Below are 21,432 nucleotides of genomic sequence, written 5' to 3'. Positions count from 1 at the left end.
AACAATGATAAAAATGACTAGCTGGCTTTTTATCTTCGGGAGATGAAGCCTATTGGTGTTGTTGACTATACGACTGCTTACGGAAAACCTTTACCTCAGGATCCATTTGCAATGTTGCGGCTCTATCCAACGGATCTCATTATCGCCTATTTGGCCAAGATCAATGTTATACTTTTCCACGAGCCAGATAGCCGCAGTCAGGCGATAAAGATATTTGAGCATGTCTTTTTGAAACCGCAGGCTTCGACCGTCGACTACCAAAGGACGGTGGACCAACTGTTATCTCATGAACATCAAGTGATCTTCGCTGCGCAGTCCATTTCCTACCTGATCAAGGAAAGCCTCTTAAATTTCCGGGCTGCCGAGGGACCTGAGATCGACCTGAAATTGTTTAACCGGAATGTGTTTGACACGATCTTGATTTATAATAAGATCGTTTATGACACGGACGGTACTCAACTGGAAAGCTATGAGGGACTATGGCAGATCGCTTTGCGGCAGCAGGTCTACATCCGTGATTTTAATGCTTTGTTTTATACTGTGCCGATCAAGTTCCTGCTGATCAATCGCTATTTCGATAGCACGCCGGAAGGCCGGCAGATCATGGCATCTTTTCAAAAGCAATTGGGACTCGGCCAATTCTGGAACTTCGCCAGTACCTTTTTGCGGCTGCTGCAGGGTGTACTGGGCAATGAGCGTACCGGGCAATATATATTTCAACGCGACCAGGTTCCCCCGCAGGCGCTGGAGCTCTTCAGTTTTGATAAGTCGGCCAACCGTGACCAGTTGTCTATTCACAAAGACATCATACCAAAACCTTTCTATGAGTTGGATGAAAACAACTATGCGGTCATCGATTTCAGTTATTTCCGTTATCTCCTTGACCAGGGCGTGTTTTGGACGATCTTTTTTAACTCATCCCTGAACCACGGGGATGTGGGCAGACAGTTCAATATTTTCAGAAGCACCATCGGCAAAGATTACTTCGAACGCTTTCTTGTCGGAAATTTAATGAAAGCTCTTTACAACAAAAAGCACCATGTTGTTATTGATTGTCCACCTTATGAAGATTTGTGGATCCGGCCCAATCAAAAGGATCTGATCATCCTGGAAATAAAAATGGCGGACCTGAATCCGCTCACCAGCGAAGGTTTTGACGTCCAACGCTTCCGGGATTTCATCATTTCCAATTATGCGAAGCCAAAGGATGAGAAAGGTGGCGCCAAAGGCGCATTCCAACTGGCCCGTCAACTCCGCCTTCTCGAAAATTCGAAGGCCGATGCGCTCGCCAAACTTAAGATTGGCGCTTTAAAGAAACTGAATGTTTACCCGGTGATCATCTATTCAGATCAGGCTCTGGATGTTATTTGCGTCAACTCACTGGTTAAAAATATATTTGAAGAGTATTTGGCGGAGGAGCCTGGATTCAGTTTTACCATAAAACCACTGGTGATGATCGGGATCAATACAATATTGGAACAATTTGGTTATTTCACGGAGGATCCGACCAATTTTTTAGCGTTAATACGCGGTTATCAGGCACATATTCGTGGAAAACAAAAAGATTACTTACGTTTTGGCGGGCCATTTTTGTATTATGAGCAGCATATTTCATTTGCAGAATATGCCAATAAGGTCAAAGGTCGCCCGAAGGATGAACTGACACAGAACATCCAGATCTTTAAAAAGCTTATCAATTCCGGGCATTTTGGACCAATCGATAAACCGCTGCAATAAATAGCGATGCCATCGGAAACTGTTATTGCCCAACAGCCTTTGGCCTACCTAGTATCCTTCCTGATTATGAATTATTAAATAGGTATTAGCGGGGTGCCAAAAATCTGCTATCCGTATTATTTAACTTTACTTCATGAAAACAAGCAATGTGCCTGGTTATAAAGATCTTTTCCCTGAAGGTAATGAGCGCTATTGCGACCTGATCAGCGGTTTAGCGCCCGAGATGATCGTACGGATCTGCAGCGCCATTAATAATGAACTCAATGGTCCGGGTGGAATGGCTGGCAACCAGGTAAACATTCTGCGGGATTTCGCACAAACTTTCACTAGGGAAGAACGGCGGGACCTCCTGTCACGGATAGCAGCCTACCAGGAAAATGTCGGCGATGATGTCACTGTTATCTTATTTGCGACAAGGTATCTGCTCACGATGGTCCTCTAATCGCGGTTCGTAGCTGACCGATATTATCACCACCAGATAGTCAAATATTCCCATTTTCCTACCGGGCTACTGAAGCGCCTCGTCAACCAGTTTTTTTAACTCCAGGTAGCGTTCCTGCCGACCGTCGCTTTTCAGGTAAAAGGTCATCAAGAAGGCTGCATATTTTTTATGCATGTCAACCCAGGGATAACTACCGAACAGGCCCGGACTGCTTACAGTTTGAGTTCCCATTATCCACTCACCATAGCCATATCCGAAATTGGCTGCTTTGGCAGGCGAATATGCTACTTTTACATCTGAAGTAATGCGGTTTGCCTCCATTTGGGTAATACTGGCTTCGCTCAGTATCCTTTTTCCATTAAAGGTGCCCTTGTTTAATATCATCACTAAAAAGTTCAGGTAATCCTGTGGTGTGCTGACCGCACCACCTGCTGGAAGCGCTACTTTCCTTTTGCCAAAATCGGTATTCTGCATACTCAATGGCCGGGCTATCCGTTCCGCAAATAAGGTTTCAAAGCTTTTACCGCTTATTTTTTCCAAAACGGCGCCGGCTATCTGCAAACCCGCATTACTGTAGTGAAAAACTTTCCCTGGCTCGCCCTCCATGGGCAATATCGCAATATCCTGAATGGCCTGGTCCATGGAACTGATATTTTTCATCTCCTGCAGGTTTTGTTTTAACGGCGCCGCCTTAATGGCTGTAAGATGCGACAGGCATTGGGCAATAGTGATACGGCCTTTGCCATGCTGCGAAAGCACGGGCAAATATTTGCCAACCGTATCACTTAGCTTTAGCTTGCCCTCATCCACAAAAGTCATAACCAGCGCAGCGCTCAGCCATTTGCTGCAACTGGCGATGGCCTGCCGCGATGCCATGTTGTAATCATCCAGATCAGCTGCTTTACCCTGCTTTTTGGCAACCATCCTTTGAACAAACTTTTGCTTCATGCTCATGTCATTTACACTATGGTTATAAATAACCTTACCATCCTTGTATACCAGTAAAATAGCCCTGCCGCCCATTTCATGCGTATGTTCACTTAGCCAGGCATCAATATTTTTAAACGCTTGTTGTGCCCGGGCCTTTCCGTAAGTAACGGAAAGGATGGTTACCACGATGATTATTTTAATTTTCATGATGATCAATTAATTGCCGGCCATTTTTTCTTTCAGCTTTTCTTTCATATCGGCCTCAAAGTCCTGGTATTGCTTATACTGACTGGCCGTGAATACCGTTTTTAGCTCCGCGTCTTTAGCCTTTTGTAAGGTTTTGGCCTGCCTGAAACGCGAGAACCGGCTGTCATCGCTTTTAAAAATGGGTTCAAATTTTTGTGCATACTTCAGGTTGATGACATGTACTTTTGAAACCTGGTCCGAATCGAGGTTCAGTTTGCTTTTCATCATCGAAGTTTGAAACGCAGCCCTTTGCTCGGGCGTTTTGTTTTTGAGGTCGGTAGCTTGTTGTGCAATAGCTGCCTGCGTAAAAAAAAGAATGGCTATAGCCATCATCGTACTGCATTTTATCTTTTTCATAGTTTAAATTTTACCATTGAATAATGTGGGATGCCCCGCTGTTTAAAACCAGTGTAGCTTTGTTATCACCGTTAAATGTTAACGTACCATTAAAGTTAAAACTTTTGCCGGATGATGAAGCCCCGCTTATGGTCACGGTCCCTGTTCCAGACAAGATTTTAAGGCTGTTTTTGTCGATAGTGATGTCTGTTGATTTAATAATGAGGTTGCTGTTGAATATATACCGACGGCCAATTTTTGATGTTTGACTGCCTGTACGGTTATACGTGGTATTTAATACATAGGCCGGCGAGGTGGAGGCAAGCCCTGCTAATACGAAGCCACCGGTACTTTTATCATCTGACGACATGCGTGGACCATCATATTTACTGCTGCCCGAAAAGTTAAAGGAAAGCTGGCTGGGGACAACTCCTGAACAATTTAACAAGTAGTTCCAGTTTAAAGCATAGCTATATGACGGACTGACCCCACTGACACTCGACCGCATTATCGCCGAGTCTTTTTCGATGCCGCATTGCAGGGTAACGGTTTTGTATAGGGTAACAGAACTGTTTACCTGCAGCGCAAGGCCGCCACTGGCCGGTACAATGGCATTTGTTGCCAGTTCGACAGCATCAGCCTCGGTTATGGTCGCATCGGTTTGGGTTGATGCGTCCTTTTTGCATGATGAGATAAGGCCTGCCGCTATCATTAAACTAAATAAGATTGATCTGCTTTTTAATGTGTTTTTCATGATCGTAATATTTATAGTTTGGTTATGTTTAATATTAATGGATTCTAAAAATGGATGAGCTTAACGATAAACAACAACACGTCGTTTTACCACGGGACGGGCCACGACCACCGCGGCCGGCCGTATTACAACTCTTCTTACGGGTGCTACAACTATCGGTCTTACAGGCACTACTACCGGCCTGCGGGTAACTACCACTCGGCGGGCTGGTGTACGGACAACTACTCTTGTTTGCGCACCGGCGTTCAGGATGCCTGCAAAGGACAGGCTCAGGATTAAGATGATCTTTTTCATATTCTTTGTTTTTAATTAACTGATGTAGCTTTGACAATAAGCAATAGGCAGAGTTTTTACTTTGGGGATGACGCTTCCAAATGCGGCGTTGAACTATCTTTGCTTAGGGGTGAACTTGCTGGCTTAAACCAATCTATAAACCCCTGAAATACCAGCTTAAAGGGGTTATGACTTAAAAAGCCCGTTGTTAATCCATAGTTCACCGGCTCTGTTTCGGGTTGATAGGTTTTGAACAACCTGTCCCAGATGATCAGTACGCCACCGAAGTTTTTATCGATATAAATAGGGTTGCTGCCATGGTGCACCCGGTGTGATGATGGGGTATCCACCACCTTTTCAATAATGCCAAGCGTGCCCACAGCTTCGGTATGCATAAAGAACTGGTAAGCCAGGTTAAGCACGTAAGAGATTACAATAAAATCCGGAGGCATACCCAGTAACGCAGCCGGTATAAAAAACAAAGGGCTTACGGTTGCCGAGAACCAGTTGAGCCGGTAAGCCGCAGTAAGGTTCATATGCATGGCCGAGTGATGAATAAGGTGGAAGGCCCACAGGGGTTTCCAGCTATGGGATATACGGTGAAACCAGTAATATATAAAATCGGCGGTGAAGAAAGTCAGTAAAAATATCCAGCCGTTACGCGGCAATTTCAGGGGGCTAAGGCCCGAAAAAAAGCCCAGTATGGCCAGTTGATAACCTGCAAACAGGTATTTGGAAAACTGAAAGCCCGCAAATACAGTTAAATTGGCAACGGTTTCTTTAAGCTCGTAAACCCCGCGTTCTTTTTTCCAGCTCCAGATGATCTCGACGGTTACCAGTACCAGCAGGAACAATAATATGTAAATTCTGTAAGGACCAATTTGATGTTTCATTTTCTTAGTTTTTAATCACGATATAAAAGTGACTAAGAAAATGAGGAGAAGGCCGGCAAAACCCGGTGAAACTGGAAAAGTTAAGGCTAAAGTGTATTAACTGTTCATCCAGCTCTTAAATTCGGGCACCCGCGCCTTGCTGATTAATATACGCTCGGGTGGTTCTGGCTTAACTTTTATGGAAAGACGGCCGTTGAAATAAAAATCAACTTCAGCTATGGTGTAACGATTAATAATAAATTGCCTGTTGGCCCTGAAAAACAGATGCGGGTCAAGCTGTTGCTCCAACTGTTCCATGGTATATTCCATAATATACTGCCGGTCGTCGGTTGTGTGGCCATAAACGATTTCATTAGCGGTATAAAACCAGGCGATCTTAACCGTTTCAACAGGGACCAGTTTTTCCCGAAAATGTACCAGGAATGTTTTTTTGTATGACCGCGTAAGCTGGTTTATCTGTTCAAGCAGCAGCCCTATCTGTAAGGTGCCAGGAGCTTTTTGTCCGGATAAAAAAAGGCATTTGTATTTTTGCAGGGCCGTTTGTATCTCCTGCTCATCAAACGGTTTGAGTATATAATCTATGCCATTATTTTTAAAGGCCTGTATAGCGTAATTGTTATAGGCAGTTACAAATATGACCGGCCTCGAAATCACTGCCTTTTTAAATATATCAAACGATACACCATCAGCCAGGCGGATATCCATAAACAATAGGTCATACGCATCGGGATTCAGGTTAAACCAATTCACCGCATCGGTAACAGAGCTTAGTGCGGTTATTATAGTTATACCATCATCAGCACAGCGCAATAAATGCGCAAGATTGCGTGCGGTAGCTGCTTCATCCTCTACAATTACAATTCGCAGTGTATTCATGCTTTCAGGGGTAGTTTAACAATAAACAGTTCACCGGTATTTATAATTTCAATTTCCTGCTGCATCATTATTTTAAAGCGCTCGTTCAGGTTTGCCAGTCCTATGCCATTGCTGCTCTCCGGCTGCCGGATATGCCAAATGTTATTACTGATCACCAAACGCTCCTGTTGTATATCCATAACCACTTTTAATGGTTTCAAGAGGGTAGCTGCGTTATGTTTTACGGCATTTTCAAGCAGGGGCTGTAGGGACAGGTGAGGGAGTTTGTATAACAAATAGGGCTCACATACCTGTATGTCCAGTTGAAAGGCGCCTTCCAGCCGCAGATTGATTAGTTGTGCAAATGAACGCAGCATAGACAGTTCTGCTTCAACAGTCACCAGGTTAGCTTTTGGTTGAGTAATGGCGTATCTAAACACGTTGGATAATTCTCTTATGTATTTTTGGGCCATTTCAGGATCCTCTCTGATCACCCCCGAAAGACTGCTAAGAGAATTGAATAAAAAGTGTGGGTTCATTTGTTCTTTCAGCAATTCCAGTTCGGCAACCATATAGGCGCTCTTTAACTGCTGGTTCTCTAAATCCTTTTTTTTACTCTCACGCATTAAGAGTATAATTTTAATGATGATGCCTGTTAGGACAGCGCTTAGCACAAAGCGTGCAAAATAACCACTTCCCAATATCCCCGGCGGTCCTTTGTAGCCAAAACAAACACGTTGTATTGCGCTGCCCGCAATGATGCATGTTAACACTATTGCGCTATTGTACAGGATATAGAGACCATATTTTTTTTGATTGCGATATATAGCAAAGCGGCTTCTGTTATTCAGGTTAAGAAAAAAAAGCAGCCAGCAAAATGCCAGGTTAAATAATACCTGGAAACTCCATTCGCCTAAACTAAAGTGCCAGTAGCGGGCAATTATTCCATTTTCGCGCAAAGCCAATAACCTTGGCGAATTTATCATCAGGGCAATTAAAAGCGAACTATACCAGCAAATACGGTTTTCAGTTCTATCCATGGTATAAAGCTAATTTAATATTTATTCAATAATTAAAGGTTTCCCGGTGAAGCTGAAATATAGGAAGGCGAAATTTAATTAAACATCATGGTAAATACGATTGAAGCAATCACATCAGAACAAAACGGGAAAATGAAGACGGGACACCTGACAGAGCGTGGCGTGGATCACCGCGCCTAAACCCCATTTAAACCGGGTGAGATGAAACGTTAAAAGTTAGGGAGGAAGGATTTCCTATTTCAGAGTGGGTAAACAAAGAGGGACTACGGTTCATCCGCAACCAAATGCAGCTTTAGAGCGCATAACATGCATTAACATACACGTTTTAACAAATGGAACAGGCTTGGTGAAAATTGATCTTGCGGGGGCGTGGTACTGCTTCAATGTGAAGTTTGGTTTCTTTGCCGTCCAGCATGACGGTAACCATACGGTATTTCACGAATAAATATACTAAACGGCATTGGCTGCCTTACCGTGATAAAATTGATGCAGTCACCAATAAAACAACGTAATAAGAAATATTATATGAAACTATTTTCCATAAACAACGTACCAATAAATACCGCAACAACTTAAAATAAAGTTTTTGGAATGTGGAATTTTTATAGGTGTTGAAAGGCTGTTTGATTGGTATTGGGTACTATCCCGGTAGAAGTTATTGAAGTTAATTTCCTGAAATCAAACTAATAGATTCCCTGAAATAAACTTATTATTTAGCCGCGGTAATGCTTTTTTTGACTTAATAATATCGGCGGATTAGTATTAATATAATAAAAATGAGGCCAATATTGCTTTTAATCTGGTGTTTATACTTGCTTTTTACCGGATCATCTCATTCGCAAACCTCAGCCCTTAAATTTAAACAACTTAGTACAAACGAAGGCCTCTCTCAAAGTCATGTAGTCAGTATTTTAAAAGACAGTCGTGGCTTTATGTGGTTTGGAACCGAGGATGGCCTTAATAAATACGACGGTTACAAATTTACCCAATATAAGCACGACCAAAATAACAAGACAACGATTATTGATAATTATGTATTAGCTATAACGGAAGACAGCCTTCATAATTTATGGATTGGAACCGAAAGCGGGCTTGACAAATTTGACCGTGCGACAAATACATTTATCCACTATTCCAACCACTTAACTTTTGTCGTAAGCTCTATATTTTTGGATAGTAAAAAAAGGATGTGGCTGGGCACCAGCAAGGGCTTATATCTGTTTAATGCTGCAAATGGTTCATTTAAAAGATTTACCCATGCCGATAAAAGCACAAACAGTGTAACTAACGATTTTATTAACCAGGTTACCGGGGATAATAACGGCTGGCTATGGATAGGCACCGATGACGGACTTTATCATTTTAATCCCCAAAACGGTAAGTTTATTCGTTATGCTCATGATCCTGCAAACAATAACAGTATCGGCGCCAATTGGATAAAGGCGGTATATAAAGATAGCAAGGGCAATATTTGGGCAGGTACACACGGAGGAGGGCTTGCATTATATAACAGCCAAAACAATTCATTTATAAATTTCAAACACGACCCTAATAACAGCAACAGTATTTGCCATAACGATATTCTTTCGATACTCGAAAACAGCGATGGGAGGCTTTGGATAGGGACCGAAAATGGCGGTATAAGTGTGCTCGATTATCCCGCTAATAAGTTTATTTGCTACCAATTTGACGCAAACGACCATTATAGCCTTAGCAGTAACTCTGTTTATTGTTTATATAAAGATGATACAGGGAATACCTGGATAGGCACTTATTCGGGTGGTGTTAATTTTTTGCCGGGGGGTAACGATAAATTTAGTTCCTACAGTCAAAACGCAAACAACCCGAATAGTTTGAGCAACAACAATGTGCTGGCCATCTCCGGTGATGACAGCGATGAAAATATTTGGATTGGCACCGATGGGGGCGGCCTTAATTTATTTAATCGTAAGAAAAAAACCTTTGTTCATTACCTGCATAGTGATAACAACAGTAACACCATAAGTAATAATTATGTGATGGCCATAGTGCCAATAAATAAAGATGTTATCGGTATTGGCTACCACATTGGCGGGTTTGACCTGTTTAATAAAAAAAAGGGAACCTTTATACATCACATGCCCGAGGCAAACAATTCGCATAGCCTTTCCCTTTCAGATATTAACAATATGTATAAGGACCGCGATGGCAATATATGGTTGGCAACCTGGAAAGGAGGGCTTAATCATTATAATGTGAAAACCGGCCTCTTTACACAATACAGGAACAACCCGGCGGATAATAACAGTATAAGCAGTGATATCGTTACCTTGGTATTCCAGGACAAACAGGGCAATATATGGATAGGTACTGATAGCGGGTTGGATGTATTAAACCCTAAAACAGGCTGTTTTACGCACTACAGACACAGTGAAGGGGATAAACACAGTTTATCAAACAACACTGTCGAGTCGATTATCGAAACCGATAACGGTGATATATGGATAGGCACGAACGGCGGCGGCCTTAACCAGTTTAACAAGCATAACCAAACATTTACTATATACACCGAAAGACAGGGTTTGCCTAATAATGTGATCTTTGCGATTTTGAAAGACCGAAAAGGTAACCTCTGGTTAAGCACCAATAAAGGGATCTCCCGGTTTAATCCCAAAACAAAAGCCATCAGAAACTATGGCATTTCTGACGGGTTGCAGGGAGATGAATTTAAAGGCCATTCCGGTTTTCAAACTGCCGACGGCGAAATGTTTTTTGGCGGCGTAAACGGATTCAGTACTTTTTATCCTGATAGTTTAAAAGATAATGACTTTATTCCGCCGGTTTATATTACCGGCTTGCAGATTTTCAATAAGGAAATAAGCCCCGGTGCCAAAAACTCCCCGCTTCAAAAAGATATCAGCGAAACCGACTTCATAAACCTATCCTACAAACATTCGGTACTTACATTTGAGTTTGCGGCGTTGAATTATGCCATTCCCGAAAAAAACCAATATGCCTATAAGCTGGAAGGGTTTGATAAAGATTGGAACTATGTTGGCAATAAAAGAACGGCCACTTATACCAACCTCGATCCAGGTACTTATACATTCAGGGTTAAAGCGTCAAATAACGATGGCAAATGGAATAACAAAGGCACGTTTATCATCGTCAATATTAAGCCTCCTTTTTGGCTTACCTGGTGGTTTAAAGTAATTGTGGCTTTAATTTTTATTACCAGCGGCCCGGCATTTTATCTTATTCGCACACGATCCATATTAAAACAAAAGGCCGAGCTTGAGCGCCAGGTAAAAGAACGCACCGAGCAGCTGGCCCGCGCCGTAGAAGTGGAAAAAAAATTAGCCTTTGAAGCGGCGGAGGCTAATAAGGCTAAAAGTATATTTTTGGCTACAATGAGCCATGAGATCCGCACGCCTATGAATGGAGTAATTGGGATGGCTTCCTTACTTGCCGAAACGCCTTTGGATGAGGAGCAGCGGACCTTTGCCGAATCTATACAAACCTGCGGCGAAGACCTGCTGACGGTGATTAACGATATTTTAGATTTTTCTAAAATAGAATCGGGCAATATGGAGCTGGAGGAAAAGGATTTTAGCCTGCGTACCTGCATTGAAGAAGTTTTTGATGTTTTTGCCTTAAAAGCCGCCCACTTAAAACTGGATCTGGTTTACCAGATTGACTATGATGTACCAGCGCAAATTATTGGCGACAGTTTAAGGCTCCGCCAGATCCTGATCAATTTAATAAGTAATGCCATCAAGTTTACCAAAAAAGGGGAAATTTATGTAGCCGTGCATTTGCTCAGCATATCAGAAGATAACCACATTGAATTAAGTTTTGAGATAAAAGATACTGGCATTGGCATTTCTGCCGATAAGCTGCACCGGTTATTTAAAGCGTTTTCGCAGGTTGACTCATCAACCACCCGTCAATACGGAGGCACCGGCCTTGGCCTGGTTATAAGCGAACAGCTTGTAAAGCTAATGGGCGGCAAAATCAGTGTAGAAAGTGAAGTTGATAAAGGAAGTACATTCAGGTTTTCTATTCACTCGCAAAAAAGTTTACTGCAGGACCCGGTACACATAAACCATACTATGCAAGGGTTTGAAAAAAGCAAAGTTTTGGTTGTTGATGATAATGATACCAATTGCAGAATTTTAAAAGCTCAGCTGGAGCAATGGCAACTGAGCCCGGTAGTAGCTAAGTCGGGCGAACAGGCTCTTGAGGTCCTATCGCAACGGTATGATTTTAAGTTGGTTATTACGGATATGCAAATGCCGTTTATGGATGGGATTGAACTGGCAACCTTAATACGGGCCAAATACCCCGAATTACCTATAATGCTTTTGAGTTCCATCGGTTATGTTTTCCATAAAGATAATCCAGGTCTTTTTTGTTCTATATTAACCAAACCTGCAAAACAGCATATTTTATATAAGCATATTATAAAGGAACTTGACCGGCATATCAATTCTACCGTTCATGAACCGCTGCACGCCAATACTGTAAACCATAAACTGCCTGATAATTTTTCGGAAAGTTACCCATTGAGAATTTTGGTTGCCGAAGACAACCAGATGAACCAACAACTGATCATGAAGATATTGAGTAAGTTAGGATATAAAGCTGATTTGGCAGCAGACGGCCTGGAGGTACTGGATTTAGTTAATAAAAAAACATTCGATGTTATTTTAATGGATGTGCAAATGCCCAAAATGGATGGCCTGGAAGCCACGCGAATAATAAAAAAACGTTTCCCGGAACGGCCCTTTATTATAGCGATGACGGCCAATGCTCTTCAAGCCGACCTGCAAATTTGTATAGATGCAGGTATGGACGACTATATAAGCAAGCCATTTAAATTGGATGGCCTGGTCAGCAAGTTAAAAAAGTGGGCATGGTAAACTTAATATAAGTTTCGGGAAAGTCCTGAACTGTCGATACGGAGTTACTTCCGATATCGGAATTTCCTTGCCGCAACGGCGACTACAGTGAAAATGTTGCCTGTAAACAAGAAACGCCCCAAATCCTATGATTTGAGGCGTTTTACAAAAACTTTGCTCACTTGATGCGGAGAAGTATACTCACTACCATGATAAAAACGGCCTTTAAACTACAGTGACGGGTAAAGTATACTTTGGGTATACTCAAAAGCCCCTACGCTTTCGCGTTTGGACATCAAAAATCACGGTAACCAACTTGCAGTAATAAAGCCCGGCAACCCGTTAATGCTATTGAACAAACCAGTCCTTATTCCGGCTTGCGCTACCTTTGCGGTAATGGAGAATATGGTAGTTGCATCATCAAGCTTCAACGATTAGTAACTCTACCTTGACTTTTCTTTCTGGAAACCTTCCCTTAAAAAGTTTTTTCCTTACAAGCACCACTGGCGGTAAACCGCAAATTGCTGCAGCTTTATCTATCTTTTTCTTTTCCTCTTTTGTCAGCTTTGAGGTAGTCCTTTCTAACCTTTTTTCCTCCTTTGATAATTCTGGCCCTCCCATAAATTTATGCTAAATGAAGTGAAGTATAATGGGTCCGGGTGTCCCGGCAAGCGTTTCGGGGGGGCCGAAACATAGCTTACCTCTGCTCTTCCGTAAAACCCTGGTGAGGCTCAATGTCTTAAGCAACTAATTCAAAAATTGTCAAGTGTGGCGAAATGCTCATCTGTTTTTTTATAGGCAATGCAAATAATTGATAATCCCTTAAATGTATAAGTGATCAGTTGAAAGGTATAAATTAGATGACGGTCTTAATCAGACTTTTGCTTTATAAATTAATAACATAAAGCAATGAAAAAAACAGTATTGATCACCGGTGCTTCTTCTGGATTTGGAAAAGCAGCTGTTAAACTATTTGACACAAATAACTGGAATGTGATAGCCACCATGCGTTCGCCCGAAAAAGAAACAGAACTATCTGCACTTAGCAATGTTTTTGTTAGCAAATTGGATGTTACCGATAAGCTAAGTATACAACGCTCGGTGGACGAGGGAATCGAAAAATTTGGTAAAATTGATGTATTGGTGAATAATGCAGGCTACGGCGCGCTGGGTGCATTGGAAGCTGCTACCGAAGAACAGATCAAACAACAATTCGACGTGAATTTTTTTGGGTTGATTAATGTTACAAAAGCAGTATTACCGCGCATGCGGCAACAAAAGTCCGGCATTATTATCAATGTGTCTTCGGTTGGTGGAAGGCTTACTTTTCCATTCTCTTCGCTCTACCATGCAACTAAATTTGCGGTTGAGGGTTTGACGGAATCCATGCAGTACGAGTTAAATCCGTTTGGCATCCGCTTAAAAATAGTTGAGCCGGGGGGCTATAAAACCGAGTTTTCAGGTCGTTCGATGACGCTTTTCAATACTGATGGGCTGGATGACTATCAACCTGCATTTGCTAAATTTATAACCATGATAGATCATTGGCCCATGTCTGAAGATCTTTCCGAAGTTGCCGATGTTATTTATGAAGCAGCTACGGATGATACCGAAAAACTGCGTTATCCGGTGGGTCATGATGCTGTACAACTTATACAGAGCAAGCAACAAATGGATGATGTGGATTTCAAGAAAATGATGGTCGACCAAACGGGCTTATAATAGACCCCGGCTGCTCAAGCCCGGCAGCCGGCTTTTTATAGTAACTTTGTAGCAATTAAAATGATACCCGATAAATATATAGATCTTCAATCCATCAGCGACCTGCACAAGCTGGTTAAATATACCCCGCCGAAGCACCCACTGATCAGTGTGATAGACCATGCCGATTTTTATGCCCGTCGCCCTAAAGAAAATGCCATTTATCGCTTTGGCTTTTATACCATCTCCTGCAAAAAATTTGAGGGGTTATTAAAATATGGCAAAGGATACTATGATTTTAGCGAAGGATCTTTATTATTTACCGCTCCGGGACAAACCATAACACCCGGCCCGGATGTTACAGTTGATGAGGGTTGGGCGCTGTTCATTCATCCTGATCTGATTCATGGTACTGACCTGGGCAAAAAAATGCATCGGTATACCTTTTTTAATTATGAGGCCAATGAGGCCCTTCATATTTCAGAAGAAGAGAAACTAACGATCAAAGATTGTTTGGCAAAAATCGAAAAAGAATATTCGCAAAATATAGACAAGCATTCGCAGGGCCTTATCGTAAGCAATATTGAGCTATTGCTAAATTACTGCAACCGTTTTTATGACCGTCAATTTTATACCAGGGCAAAAGTCAATTCAGATGTGGTGCAACAGTTTGAAAAAATGTTAAAAGATCATTTTTCGCAAAGTACGCTGATCGAAGCCGGCCTGCCAAATGTTAAATATTTTGCTTCGCGCCTCAACCTGTCGCCCAACTATTTGTCTGATCTTTTAAACAAATTTACGGGCAAAACCACTCAGGAACATATTCACCTGGAATTAATAGAAAAAGCGAAATCGCTGTTGTGGGGTACAAATAATTCTATCAGCGAAATTGCATATGGGCTTGGTTTTGAACACCCTTCGCACTTCACAAAGATATTTAAATCAAAGACAGGGAAATCGCCAAGCGAGTATAGGCACCTGAATTAATTGCTAACTAATTCTTCAGCAACCAGCCTTTTGGTTTTTATAGCTAAAATCTTGCTCATTTTCTGCCAGAGAAGAAAAAATTCTGACAAGCGTAACCTTTATTTTCCATAAATTGCCGTCTTAAACAAGCTATCTGTAATACTTCATGAAAAGGGTAAAAGATAAGAGCTCTGACTTTTCCGCTCCTTCACTGGCTGCACTTGAACAGGAAAGAAGGATCTTATCGGAACTGGGTAATGATATTACCGAGGTGCGGGATAAAAATGACCTGCTCGTCCTTTTTTCAAAACGAATCAAAAGCCTGTTCTATTTTACACATACGATCGTTACCCTCATCGATGCCAAAGATGAAACCTACACACCTTTCCTCCTTGATGACGAATGTTCTCCCATACGGTCAAAAGCCATATATCCGGAATTGATAAAGGCTCATTTTTCGTTGAATGAACCATTTATCCAGGCGGTATTGCATGCAGAGGAGCCAATATCTTTCTTGCTTGAAGATGTCATGAATCAACCGCAAAGCCCTTCCTTCCTGCAAGCTAATCATGAGGCTGGTGTAAAGGAAATATTGATGACCAAACTCATGAAAGAGGGAATGCCAATGGGCTTTATCCATATTTATTCTGATAAACATAATAGCTTTACCAACGAATTCCGAAATGTTATTAAAGGTATCGCGCCCCAGTTATCGGGTGCCGTATCCAACATTATCAAAAATGAAGAGATACTTAAAAAAGAAAAAGAAAAATCTTTTCTCCTCGATTTCAGTAACGAGATAGCAGCTGTAAGAACGAAAGAAGAACTGGCGCTGGCCGTTCGTACCGCATTAAAAAAACTAAACCCGCCGGGCGGGTTTGTCATTCGCAGGATCAATGAAGATAACACTACAATGAGCCCCTATGTGTATGATCTTAGTAAAACACACGATGCGGAAGTTATAAAAGCATTGGAGCAAGCAAAGTATCCAATCAACGACGGACTTCAGGACCGTGTGTTAAATAGCCCCATCCCGTTGTTATTTAATGTAGACCGGGAAATACAACGCGGCATCACCGCTTCCTATTTACAGTATTGGAAAACAATGGGGTTTAAAGAAATAGTGGGTATCCGTTTGCGAAATGGAGAAATAAACCATGGAATTTTGTTCCTGGACATCCAGGAGATCAATGTCCGGTTATTGAAGGGCATCTGTTCGCAAATATCCATCGCCCTCGCCAATATCATGGCCAATGAGCAAATCAATAAAAAGCAGCAAGAGCAGGCCTTTTTGCTTGATTTTAGTAGCGACGTGGCACAAGTTAGAACTAAGTCCGATTTGCAGGCTGCTATTTTCAGGGTATTGGACAAAACCATGCATACACAATTATCCATGATCCGGGTGATTGATGAGGATGGCTATAACCTGTCGCCGTTTATGTACGATGAAACGCTGTTTGAAACAGCCAAAAAGCATTTTGCGGAATTACTTGCCAATCGCGTCACTATAGACGATATTTATACTGCAGAGGTACTTGCCAGCGAAGACGGGATAGTATTTAATGTAGAGGAAGAACTAAAGAGTGGTAATGCGTATGCCAGGCTATGGGAAACTACGGGCTTAAAAAACGTGTACGGCCTGCCTTTGCGGGTTGGCAACAAAAATATTGGCACCATCTGGCTGCTGGCCGACTGGCTGAGTAAACTGATGTTAAAAGGCATTTGCGCCCAGATATCCATTGCCATTGCTAATATACAGGCCAATGAAAAACTACTGGCATACAAAAAGCAACTGGAAGTAGAAAACGATTACCTGAAAGAGCAGATTAAAACTATTTATGATTTTTCTGAAATTATTGGTAACGGTGAGCAGATGCAGAAGATATACCGGCTGATGTCGCTGGTGGCGGGTTCCAATACTACCGTTTTAATATTGGGCGAAACAGGCACGGGAAAGGAATTGATTGCAAGAGCCATTCATAATGCGTCGCCACGTAACGATAAATTGATGGTAAAGGTTAACTGCGCTGCCTTACCTGCCAATTTGATTGAAAGTGAATTATTCGGTCATGAACGGGGCTCTTTTACCGGCGCTATTGACCGCCGCATAGGTAAATTTGAACTGGCGAATAATAGCACCCTGTTCCTGGATGAAGTTGGCGAGCTGCCGCCCGAGGCACAGGCAAAATTATTGCGCGTTATCCAGGAGCGCGAATTGGAACGTTTAGGTGGTAAACAAACCATAAAGGTTGATGTACGTTTAATTGCAGCCACCAACCGTAACCTGGAAAAAGAAGTGGAAGCAGGCCGTTTTCGCGCGGATCTGTATTTTCGATTGAATGTATTTCCTGTTAGCCTGCCTCCGTTACGCGAGCGGCCAGAAGACATTGAACCACTTACCCGTTTTTTTGTAAAAAAGTATAGCCGGAGCACGGGCCGTGTGATCAGGAAAATTGCACCAAAAGTAATACAGCAATTGCGCAGCTATACCTGGCCCGGTAACGTACGCGAGTTGGAGCACCTGATAGAACGCAGCATATTACTTACCACCGGTGATACTTTGCTTGACGTTTATATACCGCAAAATAAGACCACAGATAAACAGGAATCTGCACATATTTTAAACCAGTCGCTGGAAGAGGTTGAACGCAGTTATATTATTGAAATATTGAGACGTTGTTTGGGCAAAATTTCCGGCCCCGGCAGCGCTGCTGAAATTTTGAAAATCCCCGGCAATACATTGCATTCCAAATTAAAAAAGTTGGGCATTACCAAAAAAGATTATTTTGGCTGATTTAATCACCGCAACATTATACATTGTTCCCTTTATAAAGTGAAACAAATAGTGCTTTCACTAAATACAGTGAGAATAAATACTACTTAATTTCATATATTATTGATTATAAATCAATTAATTAATTGGCATTGGGTTTGACTTATAGGTGTCAAATCAAATAAAAATTAAAATCATGAAAATTGTAGTTATTGGAGGCTCAGGCCTCATCGGAACCAAAGTAGTTGCACATCTTCGCCAGATGGGGCACCAGGTTATTGCCGCTTCGCCGGCCACCGGCGTCAATACCATTACCGGAGAAGGTTTAGCGGAAGCTATGAGTAATACGGATATTGCTATTGATCTTGCCAATTCGCCATCTTTTGAAGACAAAGCTGTGATGGAATTCTTTCAAACAGCAGGCCAAAATTTATTGGCAGCCGAGATCAATGCTGGTGTTAAGCATCACCTGGCGCTTTCTATTGTAGGTGTGGACGTAATGCAAACCATCGGCTATATGAGGGCAAAAAAAGTTCAGGAAGACCTGATCAAACAATCAAAAGTCCCTTACACCATTGTCCGAAGTACGCAATTTTTCGAATTTCTTCCGGGGATAGCCAGCCAGGCTGCAAAAGAAGATGAAGTCCATGTTTCCAATGTAAAATTCCAGCCTATAGCTTCTGATGATGTGGCCTTCTTTGTAGCTCAGGCTGCGCTGGCTGCACCAGTGAATGGCATCATGGAAATAGCCGGGCCCGACCGCTCTTCAATGTATGAGATGGTTGCCCGTTACCTGCAAGTTACAAATGATCCGCGAAAGGTCATATCTACCGGTAAACCTGAATATTATGGCGGACAGGTAGACGATGCTGCATTGGTGCCTGCCGGGCAAGCAAAATTAGGAACCGTCACCTTTGAAAAGTGGCTTAGCAGTCAAAAGCAACCGGCCTGAAGTTCTCTTTATGCTGCGCTTTTACAGGCACCTGTTAGTGATGCACCGGTTAACCATTAGCAGGCCTGGCTTTTACACTATTTCCCAGTACAATTTACATTCAACCTAATTAAATAACGATATAATATCTAAAAAAGAATGAACAGCGAACAGTTAATTGAATTAACCAAAGAGCTCATTTATAATGCTACGCATTTTAACGTGCCTTACGTAGAGCAAATATATTCGGACAAGCTACTAATAGTTAAAGTTGACGAAAATGGCGCGGTAGATACTATGAACAAAGAACAGCTCATGAGCTTTGTTAAGGGGAATAAAGATTCAAATGCAGAGCCCCTTTCTACAAAAACGGAGTTTCATTACGCTGTATGCGATGGAGATCTGGGTATGGTGGTAATTACCCGCGAATTGGTATTTGACGGAAAATTGAATAGAAAATTCTTTACCGTAATCTGGGAATACTTATCAGGAAGGTGGCAGGTTATAAAAGAATCATCAATGGCGCGCAACTAAACGGGTTCTTGAATTAAACCGGAACGCTGATAGTGAATTATTAAAAATCAAATGCAATGATCAATTTTTTATTTGGGTCTCATGCAGACCCTAACACCAAAGAGGACGGGTCAGCCAATGAAGAGGAATTCAATGATTTTGATCCTAATGAAGAAAGTTTAAGCGAAGGTGGGGAATATATGGACGACTCGCTAAGAATGGTAGAACAACCCTTTAATGGAAATATTTGAGGAACAGTTCATCTTTATCTGCCCGCTAAAGGCTTAGTCGTTAACCTAAAAAAAATAGTCATGGTAACGTATAATATGGAAATCAAAAATACAGGTCCAGTATTAACGGATTTGTTAACCGCAATGCAAAGTTTTAATGCAGAAGAGCATGTATATGTAAGCGGTAGAGAAGCCGGGAAACAATTAAACCGGTTGGCATCCGGTTCAGCGTTGGGAGCATTTGGTATCAGGGAATTACCAATGCCTGGCATTTTAGCCATTTTAGGAATCCGCAGTCTGACCTTAAATGCTGTTCATGACTTAGACCCGCTTTTCCGACTCGATGTCGCCGCGCCTGCAGCTGCGATGGAAAAATATGCGGCGGAGCTTTTTAAGGATAAGGATGTTATTTCACAACTTCAATCCCTTTTCAACGATTGCCGTACCATTGCTTTTGACGATTGGGCGACATTAAGCGGGGCCTCCGCTTTGTGGGAAAGACTGCTTACAAATGTCATTAAGCCGCTTGGTAAAACCGATCTGGAATTTATTTTCTACCTGGGCGATCCTATGACAAAACTTTCTTTCGAGGTGGATGAAGCGCTTGATATCATCAGTGCCTTTTCGCTGCATGGCAAAGCGACGTTTGCATTGGATGGAAATGAAGCTTTCAAATTATGGATGATGTTAAATGGTGTACAACCGGATACTGCAATTGCAGAACAGTCCACCGCTGATCTGAAAAAGAAGTATTTCTCCATTTTCAGAACTATGAATATTGCCCGTCTGCTGATTTATTCTGCAAATGATGCCATGTTGTATGCTGATGACCAACAATTTGTTCTGTCCAGAAAAAAGGTGGATCACAGCATAGAAATCGCCTCAGACGCCAGGCAAAACTTCATCGAAGGCTATAGTGTTGGTTTGCTTATGCAGCTCGATATTGCACATTGTATTGCACTTGGCCTTATTGTGTTTGGCTCTCAGGGCGAATCAAAAACCGGCCTGGAAAAAACGGACCTTTACAATTATGTTCGAAATTGGATGGAGGATCTTCAAAAACCTGAAGAAATACAACTCTATCAGGATTAAACAATTGAAATCGAACTTGCCAAATTTCAGAAACGCTGGTATTATTACTATTCTGTAAGATTCAAAAAAAAGTAAAATTAAAATCGAAAATCCGGTGATTTTAATTTCTTTAGCTTAATTATTACATTTATAACATTCAAGTGCCAATCTTTACTTTGTGGTAAGTTGAAAGTCGTCTGAAGCAATTTAGACGACTTTTATTTTTATCATTAGAATTTTTTTAAGTTTTAATCGTCTGCATGAGTATGTATATAACTTTATTAGCACTACACTCATTTACTCGCTGGCTGGTATTAAGCAGTCTGCTTTTTGCCATTTTTTTTGGCTATCGCGGTTGGTTATTAGATAAGCCCTATCAAAAATTTGATAACGTGGTTAGGTATACGACTGCAACGATAGCGCATATTCAACTGGTGTTAGGTGTCTGGCTTTATGTAATTAGCCCTATAGTTTCCTATTTCTTACATCACTTCAGCGTCGCAGTTCATGAACGGACCATCAGGTTTTTTGGCATGGAACATATTGCCATGATGCTCATTGGAATAACTATTATTACGATCGGCTCGGCTAAAGTTAAACGCAAAACAACCGACAGGGAAAAATTTAAAACGACGGCGATTTGGTTTACAGTAGGGCTAATAGTTATTTTAAGCTCGGTTCCGTGGTCGTTTTCGCCACTGATCAGCCGACCAAATTTCAGGCCTCTTTTAATAATACATCCAATTGGCAATTTACCTTTTTAGGGTTCCCTACGAATCGGCCAGTAAAGATCAATATCAAATTCAATTGTCAACTAGTTATGTTTTTCCATATTTTGTGTCAAAATTTCTTCATATAGTA

Annotated in this window: 19 protein-coding genes; 11 read left to right on the top strand and 8 right to left on the bottom strand. The window is 41.7% G+C overall.

Features of this window, described 5'->3' with window-relative positions:
- Window positions 1-42: 42 nt before the first annotated feature.
- Window positions 43-1,737, top strand: a complete 1,695-nt coding sequence (locus tag J2W55_RS07415) for a hypothetical protein (protein WP_310093715.1) — start codon at window positions 43-45, stop codon at window positions 1,735-1,737.
- 133 nt (window positions 1,738-1,870) lie between these two features.
- On the top strand, window positions 1,871-2,179 hold the full coding sequence (locus tag J2W55_RS07410) for a hypothetical protein (RefSeq protein ID WP_310093711.1): 309 nt from the start codon (window positions 1,871-1,873) through the stop codon (window positions 2,177-2,179).
- Window positions 2,180-2,245: 66 nt separating this feature from the next.
- Here the strand turns inward: J2W55_RS07410 and J2W55_RS07405 are convergent, their stop codons facing one another.
- From J2W55_RS07405 to J2W55_RS07375, 7 genes are all read right to left on the bottom strand, one after another.
- Window positions 2,246-3,316, bottom strand: a complete 1,071-nt coding sequence (locus tag J2W55_RS07405; protein ID WP_310093709.1) for a serine hydrolase domain-containing protein — start codon at window positions 3,314-3,316, stop codon at window positions 2,246-2,248.
- 9 nt (window positions 3,317-3,325) lie between these two features.
- A complete protein-coding gene (locus J2W55_RS07400; RefSeq protein WP_310093707.1) occupies window positions 3,326-3,712 on the bottom strand; it encodes a DUF4890 domain-containing protein in 387 nt (128 codons plus the stop codon).
- A gap of 10 nt (window positions 3,713-3,722) precedes the next feature.
- Window positions 3,723-4,445: a hypothetical protein gene (locus tag J2W55_RS07395; protein WP_310093706.1), complete on the bottom strand. Its 723-nt coding sequence runs from the start codon at window positions 4,443-4,445 to the stop codon at window positions 3,723-3,725.
- Window positions 4,446-4,505: 60 nt separating this feature from the next.
- On the bottom strand, window positions 4,506-4,739 hold the full coding sequence (locus tag J2W55_RS07390) for a hypothetical protein (RefSeq protein WP_310093704.1): 234 nt from the start codon (window positions 4,737-4,739) through the stop codon (window positions 4,506-4,508).
- Between the two features lie 56 nt (window positions 4,740-4,795).
- Entirely contained in the window at window positions 4,796-5,611 is an 816-nt protein-coding gene (locus tag J2W55_RS07385) for a sterol desaturase family protein (RefSeq protein WP_310093702.1), read from the bottom strand.
- A 96-nt stretch (window positions 5,612-5,707) separates the two neighbouring features.
- A complete protein-coding gene (locus J2W55_RS07380; protein ID WP_310093700.1) occupies window positions 5,708-6,487 on the bottom strand; it encodes a LytR/AlgR family response regulator transcription factor in 780 nt (259 codons plus the stop codon).
- Window positions 6,484-7,506: a sensor histidine kinase gene (locus J2W55_RS07375; RefSeq protein WP_310093698.1), complete on the bottom strand. Its 1,023-nt coding sequence runs from the start codon at window positions 7,504-7,506 to the stop codon at window positions 6,484-6,486. Before J2W55_RS07375 ends, J2W55_RS07380 begins: the two co-directional genes overlap by 4 nt.
- Before the next feature lie 776 nt (window positions 7,507-8,282).
- On the opposite strand from J2W55_RS07375, the gene J2W55_RS07370 reads away from it, so the two are divergent.
- Window positions 8,283-12,407 (top strand): two-component regulator propeller domain-containing protein, encoded by a 4,125-nt coding sequence (locus tag J2W55_RS07370; RefSeq protein ID WP_310093696.1) that lies wholly within the window; start codon window positions 8,283-8,285, stop codon window positions 12,405-12,407.
- 399 nt (window positions 12,408-12,806) lie between these two features.
- Here the strand turns inward: J2W55_RS07370 and J2W55_RS07365 are convergent, their stop codons facing one another.
- The gene (locus tag J2W55_RS07365) at window positions 12,807-13,007 is read right to left on the bottom strand and encodes a hypothetical protein (RefSeq protein ID WP_310093694.1); all 201 of its coding nucleotides are present in this window, start codon (window positions 13,005-13,007) and stop codon (window positions 12,807-12,809) included.
- 288 nt (window positions 13,008-13,295) lie between these two features.
- Between J2W55_RS07365 and J2W55_RS07360 the strand changes: the two genes are divergently transcribed.
- From J2W55_RS07360 to J2W55_RS07325, 8 genes are all read left to right on the top strand, one after another.
- Window positions 13,296-14,108 carry an SDR family oxidoreductase gene (locus J2W55_RS07360; protein ID WP_310093690.1) on the top strand — a complete coding sequence of 271 codons (813 nt, stop codon included), beginning with the start codon at window positions 13,296-13,298 and terminating at the stop codon, window positions 14,106-14,108.
- Between the two features lie 60 nt (window positions 14,109-14,168).
- Window positions 14,169-15,074 carry a helix-turn-helix domain-containing protein gene (locus J2W55_RS07355; protein WP_310093687.1) on the top strand — a complete coding sequence of 302 codons (906 nt, stop codon included), beginning with the start codon at window positions 14,169-14,171 and terminating at the stop codon, window positions 15,072-15,074.
- A gap of 145 nt (window positions 15,075-15,219) precedes the next feature.
- Window positions 15,220-17,847, top strand: coding sequence for a sigma-54-dependent Fis family transcriptional regulator (locus J2W55_RS07350; RefSeq protein WP_310093685.1), 2,628 nt, complete (start codon window positions 15,220-15,222; stop codon window positions 17,845-17,847).
- Between the two features lie 175 nt (window positions 17,848-18,022).
- The gene (locus J2W55_RS07345; RefSeq protein ID WP_310093683.1) at window positions 18,023-18,778 is read left to right on the top strand and encodes an SDR family oxidoreductase; all 756 of its coding nucleotides are present in this window, start codon (window positions 18,023-18,025) and stop codon (window positions 18,776-18,778) included.
- Between the two features lie 138 nt (window positions 18,779-18,916).
- A complete protein-coding gene (locus J2W55_RS07340; protein WP_310093681.1) occupies window positions 18,917-19,291 on the top strand; it encodes a hypothetical protein in 375 nt (124 codons plus the stop codon).
- Between the two features lie 56 nt (window positions 19,292-19,347).
- Window positions 19,348-19,521, top strand: coding sequence for a hypothetical protein (locus tag J2W55_RS07335; RefSeq protein ID WP_310093680.1), 174 nt, complete (start codon window positions 19,348-19,350; stop codon window positions 19,519-19,521).
- A 75-nt stretch (window positions 19,522-19,596) separates the two neighbouring features.
- Window positions 19,597-20,592: a hypothetical protein gene (locus J2W55_RS07330; protein WP_310093678.1), complete on the top strand. Its 996-nt coding sequence runs from the start codon at window positions 19,597-19,599 to the stop codon at window positions 20,590-20,592.
- 245 nt (window positions 20,593-20,837) lie between these two features.
- Window positions 20,838-21,335, top strand: a complete 498-nt coding sequence (locus tag J2W55_RS07325; protein ID WP_310093676.1) for a hypothetical protein — start codon at window positions 20,838-20,840, stop codon at window positions 21,333-21,335.
- Window positions 21,336-21,432 lie beyond the last annotated feature (97 nt).

Source organism: Mucilaginibacter pocheonensis (assembly GCF_031456535.1).
Classification (GTDB): domain Bacteria; phylum Bacteroidota; class Bacteroidia; order Sphingobacteriales; family Sphingobacteriaceae; genus Mucilaginibacter; species Mucilaginibacter pocheonensis.
Note: the sequence above shows the minus strand (reverse complement) of the source record. Positions and strands in the feature narration are given on the sequence as shown.

Bases quoted from the DNA above. Each gene is read 5' to 3' on its own strand.
- J2W55_RS07415 (WP_310093715.1), top strand. From the start codon at position 43: ATGAAGCCTATTGGTGTTGTTGACTATACGACTGCTTACGGAAAACCT.
- J2W55_RS07410 (WP_310093711.1), top strand. From the start codon at position 1,871: ATGAAAACAAGCAATGTGCCTGGTTATAAAGATCTTTTCCCTGAAGGT.
- J2W55_RS07405 (WP_310093709.1), bottom strand. From the start codon at position 3,316: ATGAAAATTAAAATAATCATCGTGGTAACCATCCTTTCCGTTACTTAC.
- J2W55_RS07400 (WP_310093707.1), bottom strand. From the start codon at position 3,712: ATGAAAAAGATAAAATGCAGTACGATGATGGCTATAGCCATTCTTTTT.
- J2W55_RS07395 (WP_310093706.1), bottom strand. From the start codon at position 4,445: ATGAAAAACACATTAAAAAGCAGATCAATCTTATTTAGTTTAATGATA.
- J2W55_RS07390 (WP_310093704.1), bottom strand. From the start codon at position 4,739: ATGAAAAAGATCATCTTAATCCTGAGCCTGTCCTTTGCAGGCATCCTG.
- J2W55_RS07385 (WP_310093702.1), bottom strand. From the start codon at position 5,611: ATGAAACATCAAATTGGTCCTTACAGAATTTACATATTATTGTTCCTG.
- J2W55_RS07380 (WP_310093700.1), bottom strand. From the start codon at position 6,487: ATGAATACACTGCGAATTGTAATTGTAGAGGATGAAGCAGCTACCGCA.
- J2W55_RS07375 (WP_310093698.1), bottom strand. From the start codon at position 7,506: ATGGATAGAACTGAAAACCGTATTTGCTGGTATAGTTCGCTTTTAATT.
- J2W55_RS07370 (WP_310093696.1), top strand. From the start codon at position 8,283: ATGAGGCCAATATTGCTTTTAATCTGGTGTTTATACTTGCTTTTTACC.
- J2W55_RS07365 (WP_310093694.1), bottom strand. From the start codon at position 13,007: ATGGGAGGGCCAGAATTATCAAAGGAGGAAAAAAGGTTAGAAAGGACT.
- J2W55_RS07360 (WP_310093690.1), top strand. From the start codon at position 13,296: ATGAAAAAAACAGTATTGATCACCGGTGCTTCTTCTGGATTTGGAAAA.
- J2W55_RS07355 (WP_310093687.1), top strand. From the start codon at position 14,169: ATGATACCCGATAAATATATAGATCTTCAATCCATCAGCGACCTGCAC.
- J2W55_RS07350 (WP_310093685.1), top strand. From the start codon at position 15,220: ATGAAAAGGGTAAAAGATAAGAGCTCTGACTTTTCCGCTCCTTCACTG.
- J2W55_RS07345 (WP_310093683.1), top strand. From the start codon at position 18,023: ATGAAAATTGTAGTTATTGGAGGCTCAGGCCTCATCGGAACCAAAGTA.
- J2W55_RS07340 (WP_310093681.1), top strand. From the start codon at position 18,917: ATGAACAGCGAACAGTTAATTGAATTAACCAAAGAGCTCATTTATAAT.
- J2W55_RS07335 (WP_310093680.1), top strand. From the start codon at position 19,348: ATGATCAATTTTTTATTTGGGTCTCATGCAGACCCTAACACCAAAGAG.
- J2W55_RS07330 (WP_310093678.1), top strand. From the start codon at position 19,597: ATGGAAATCAAAAATACAGGTCCAGTATTAACGGATTTGTTAACCGCA.
- J2W55_RS07325 (WP_310093676.1), top strand. From the start codon at position 20,838: ATGTATATAACTTTATTAGCACTACACTCATTTACTCGCTGGCTGGTA.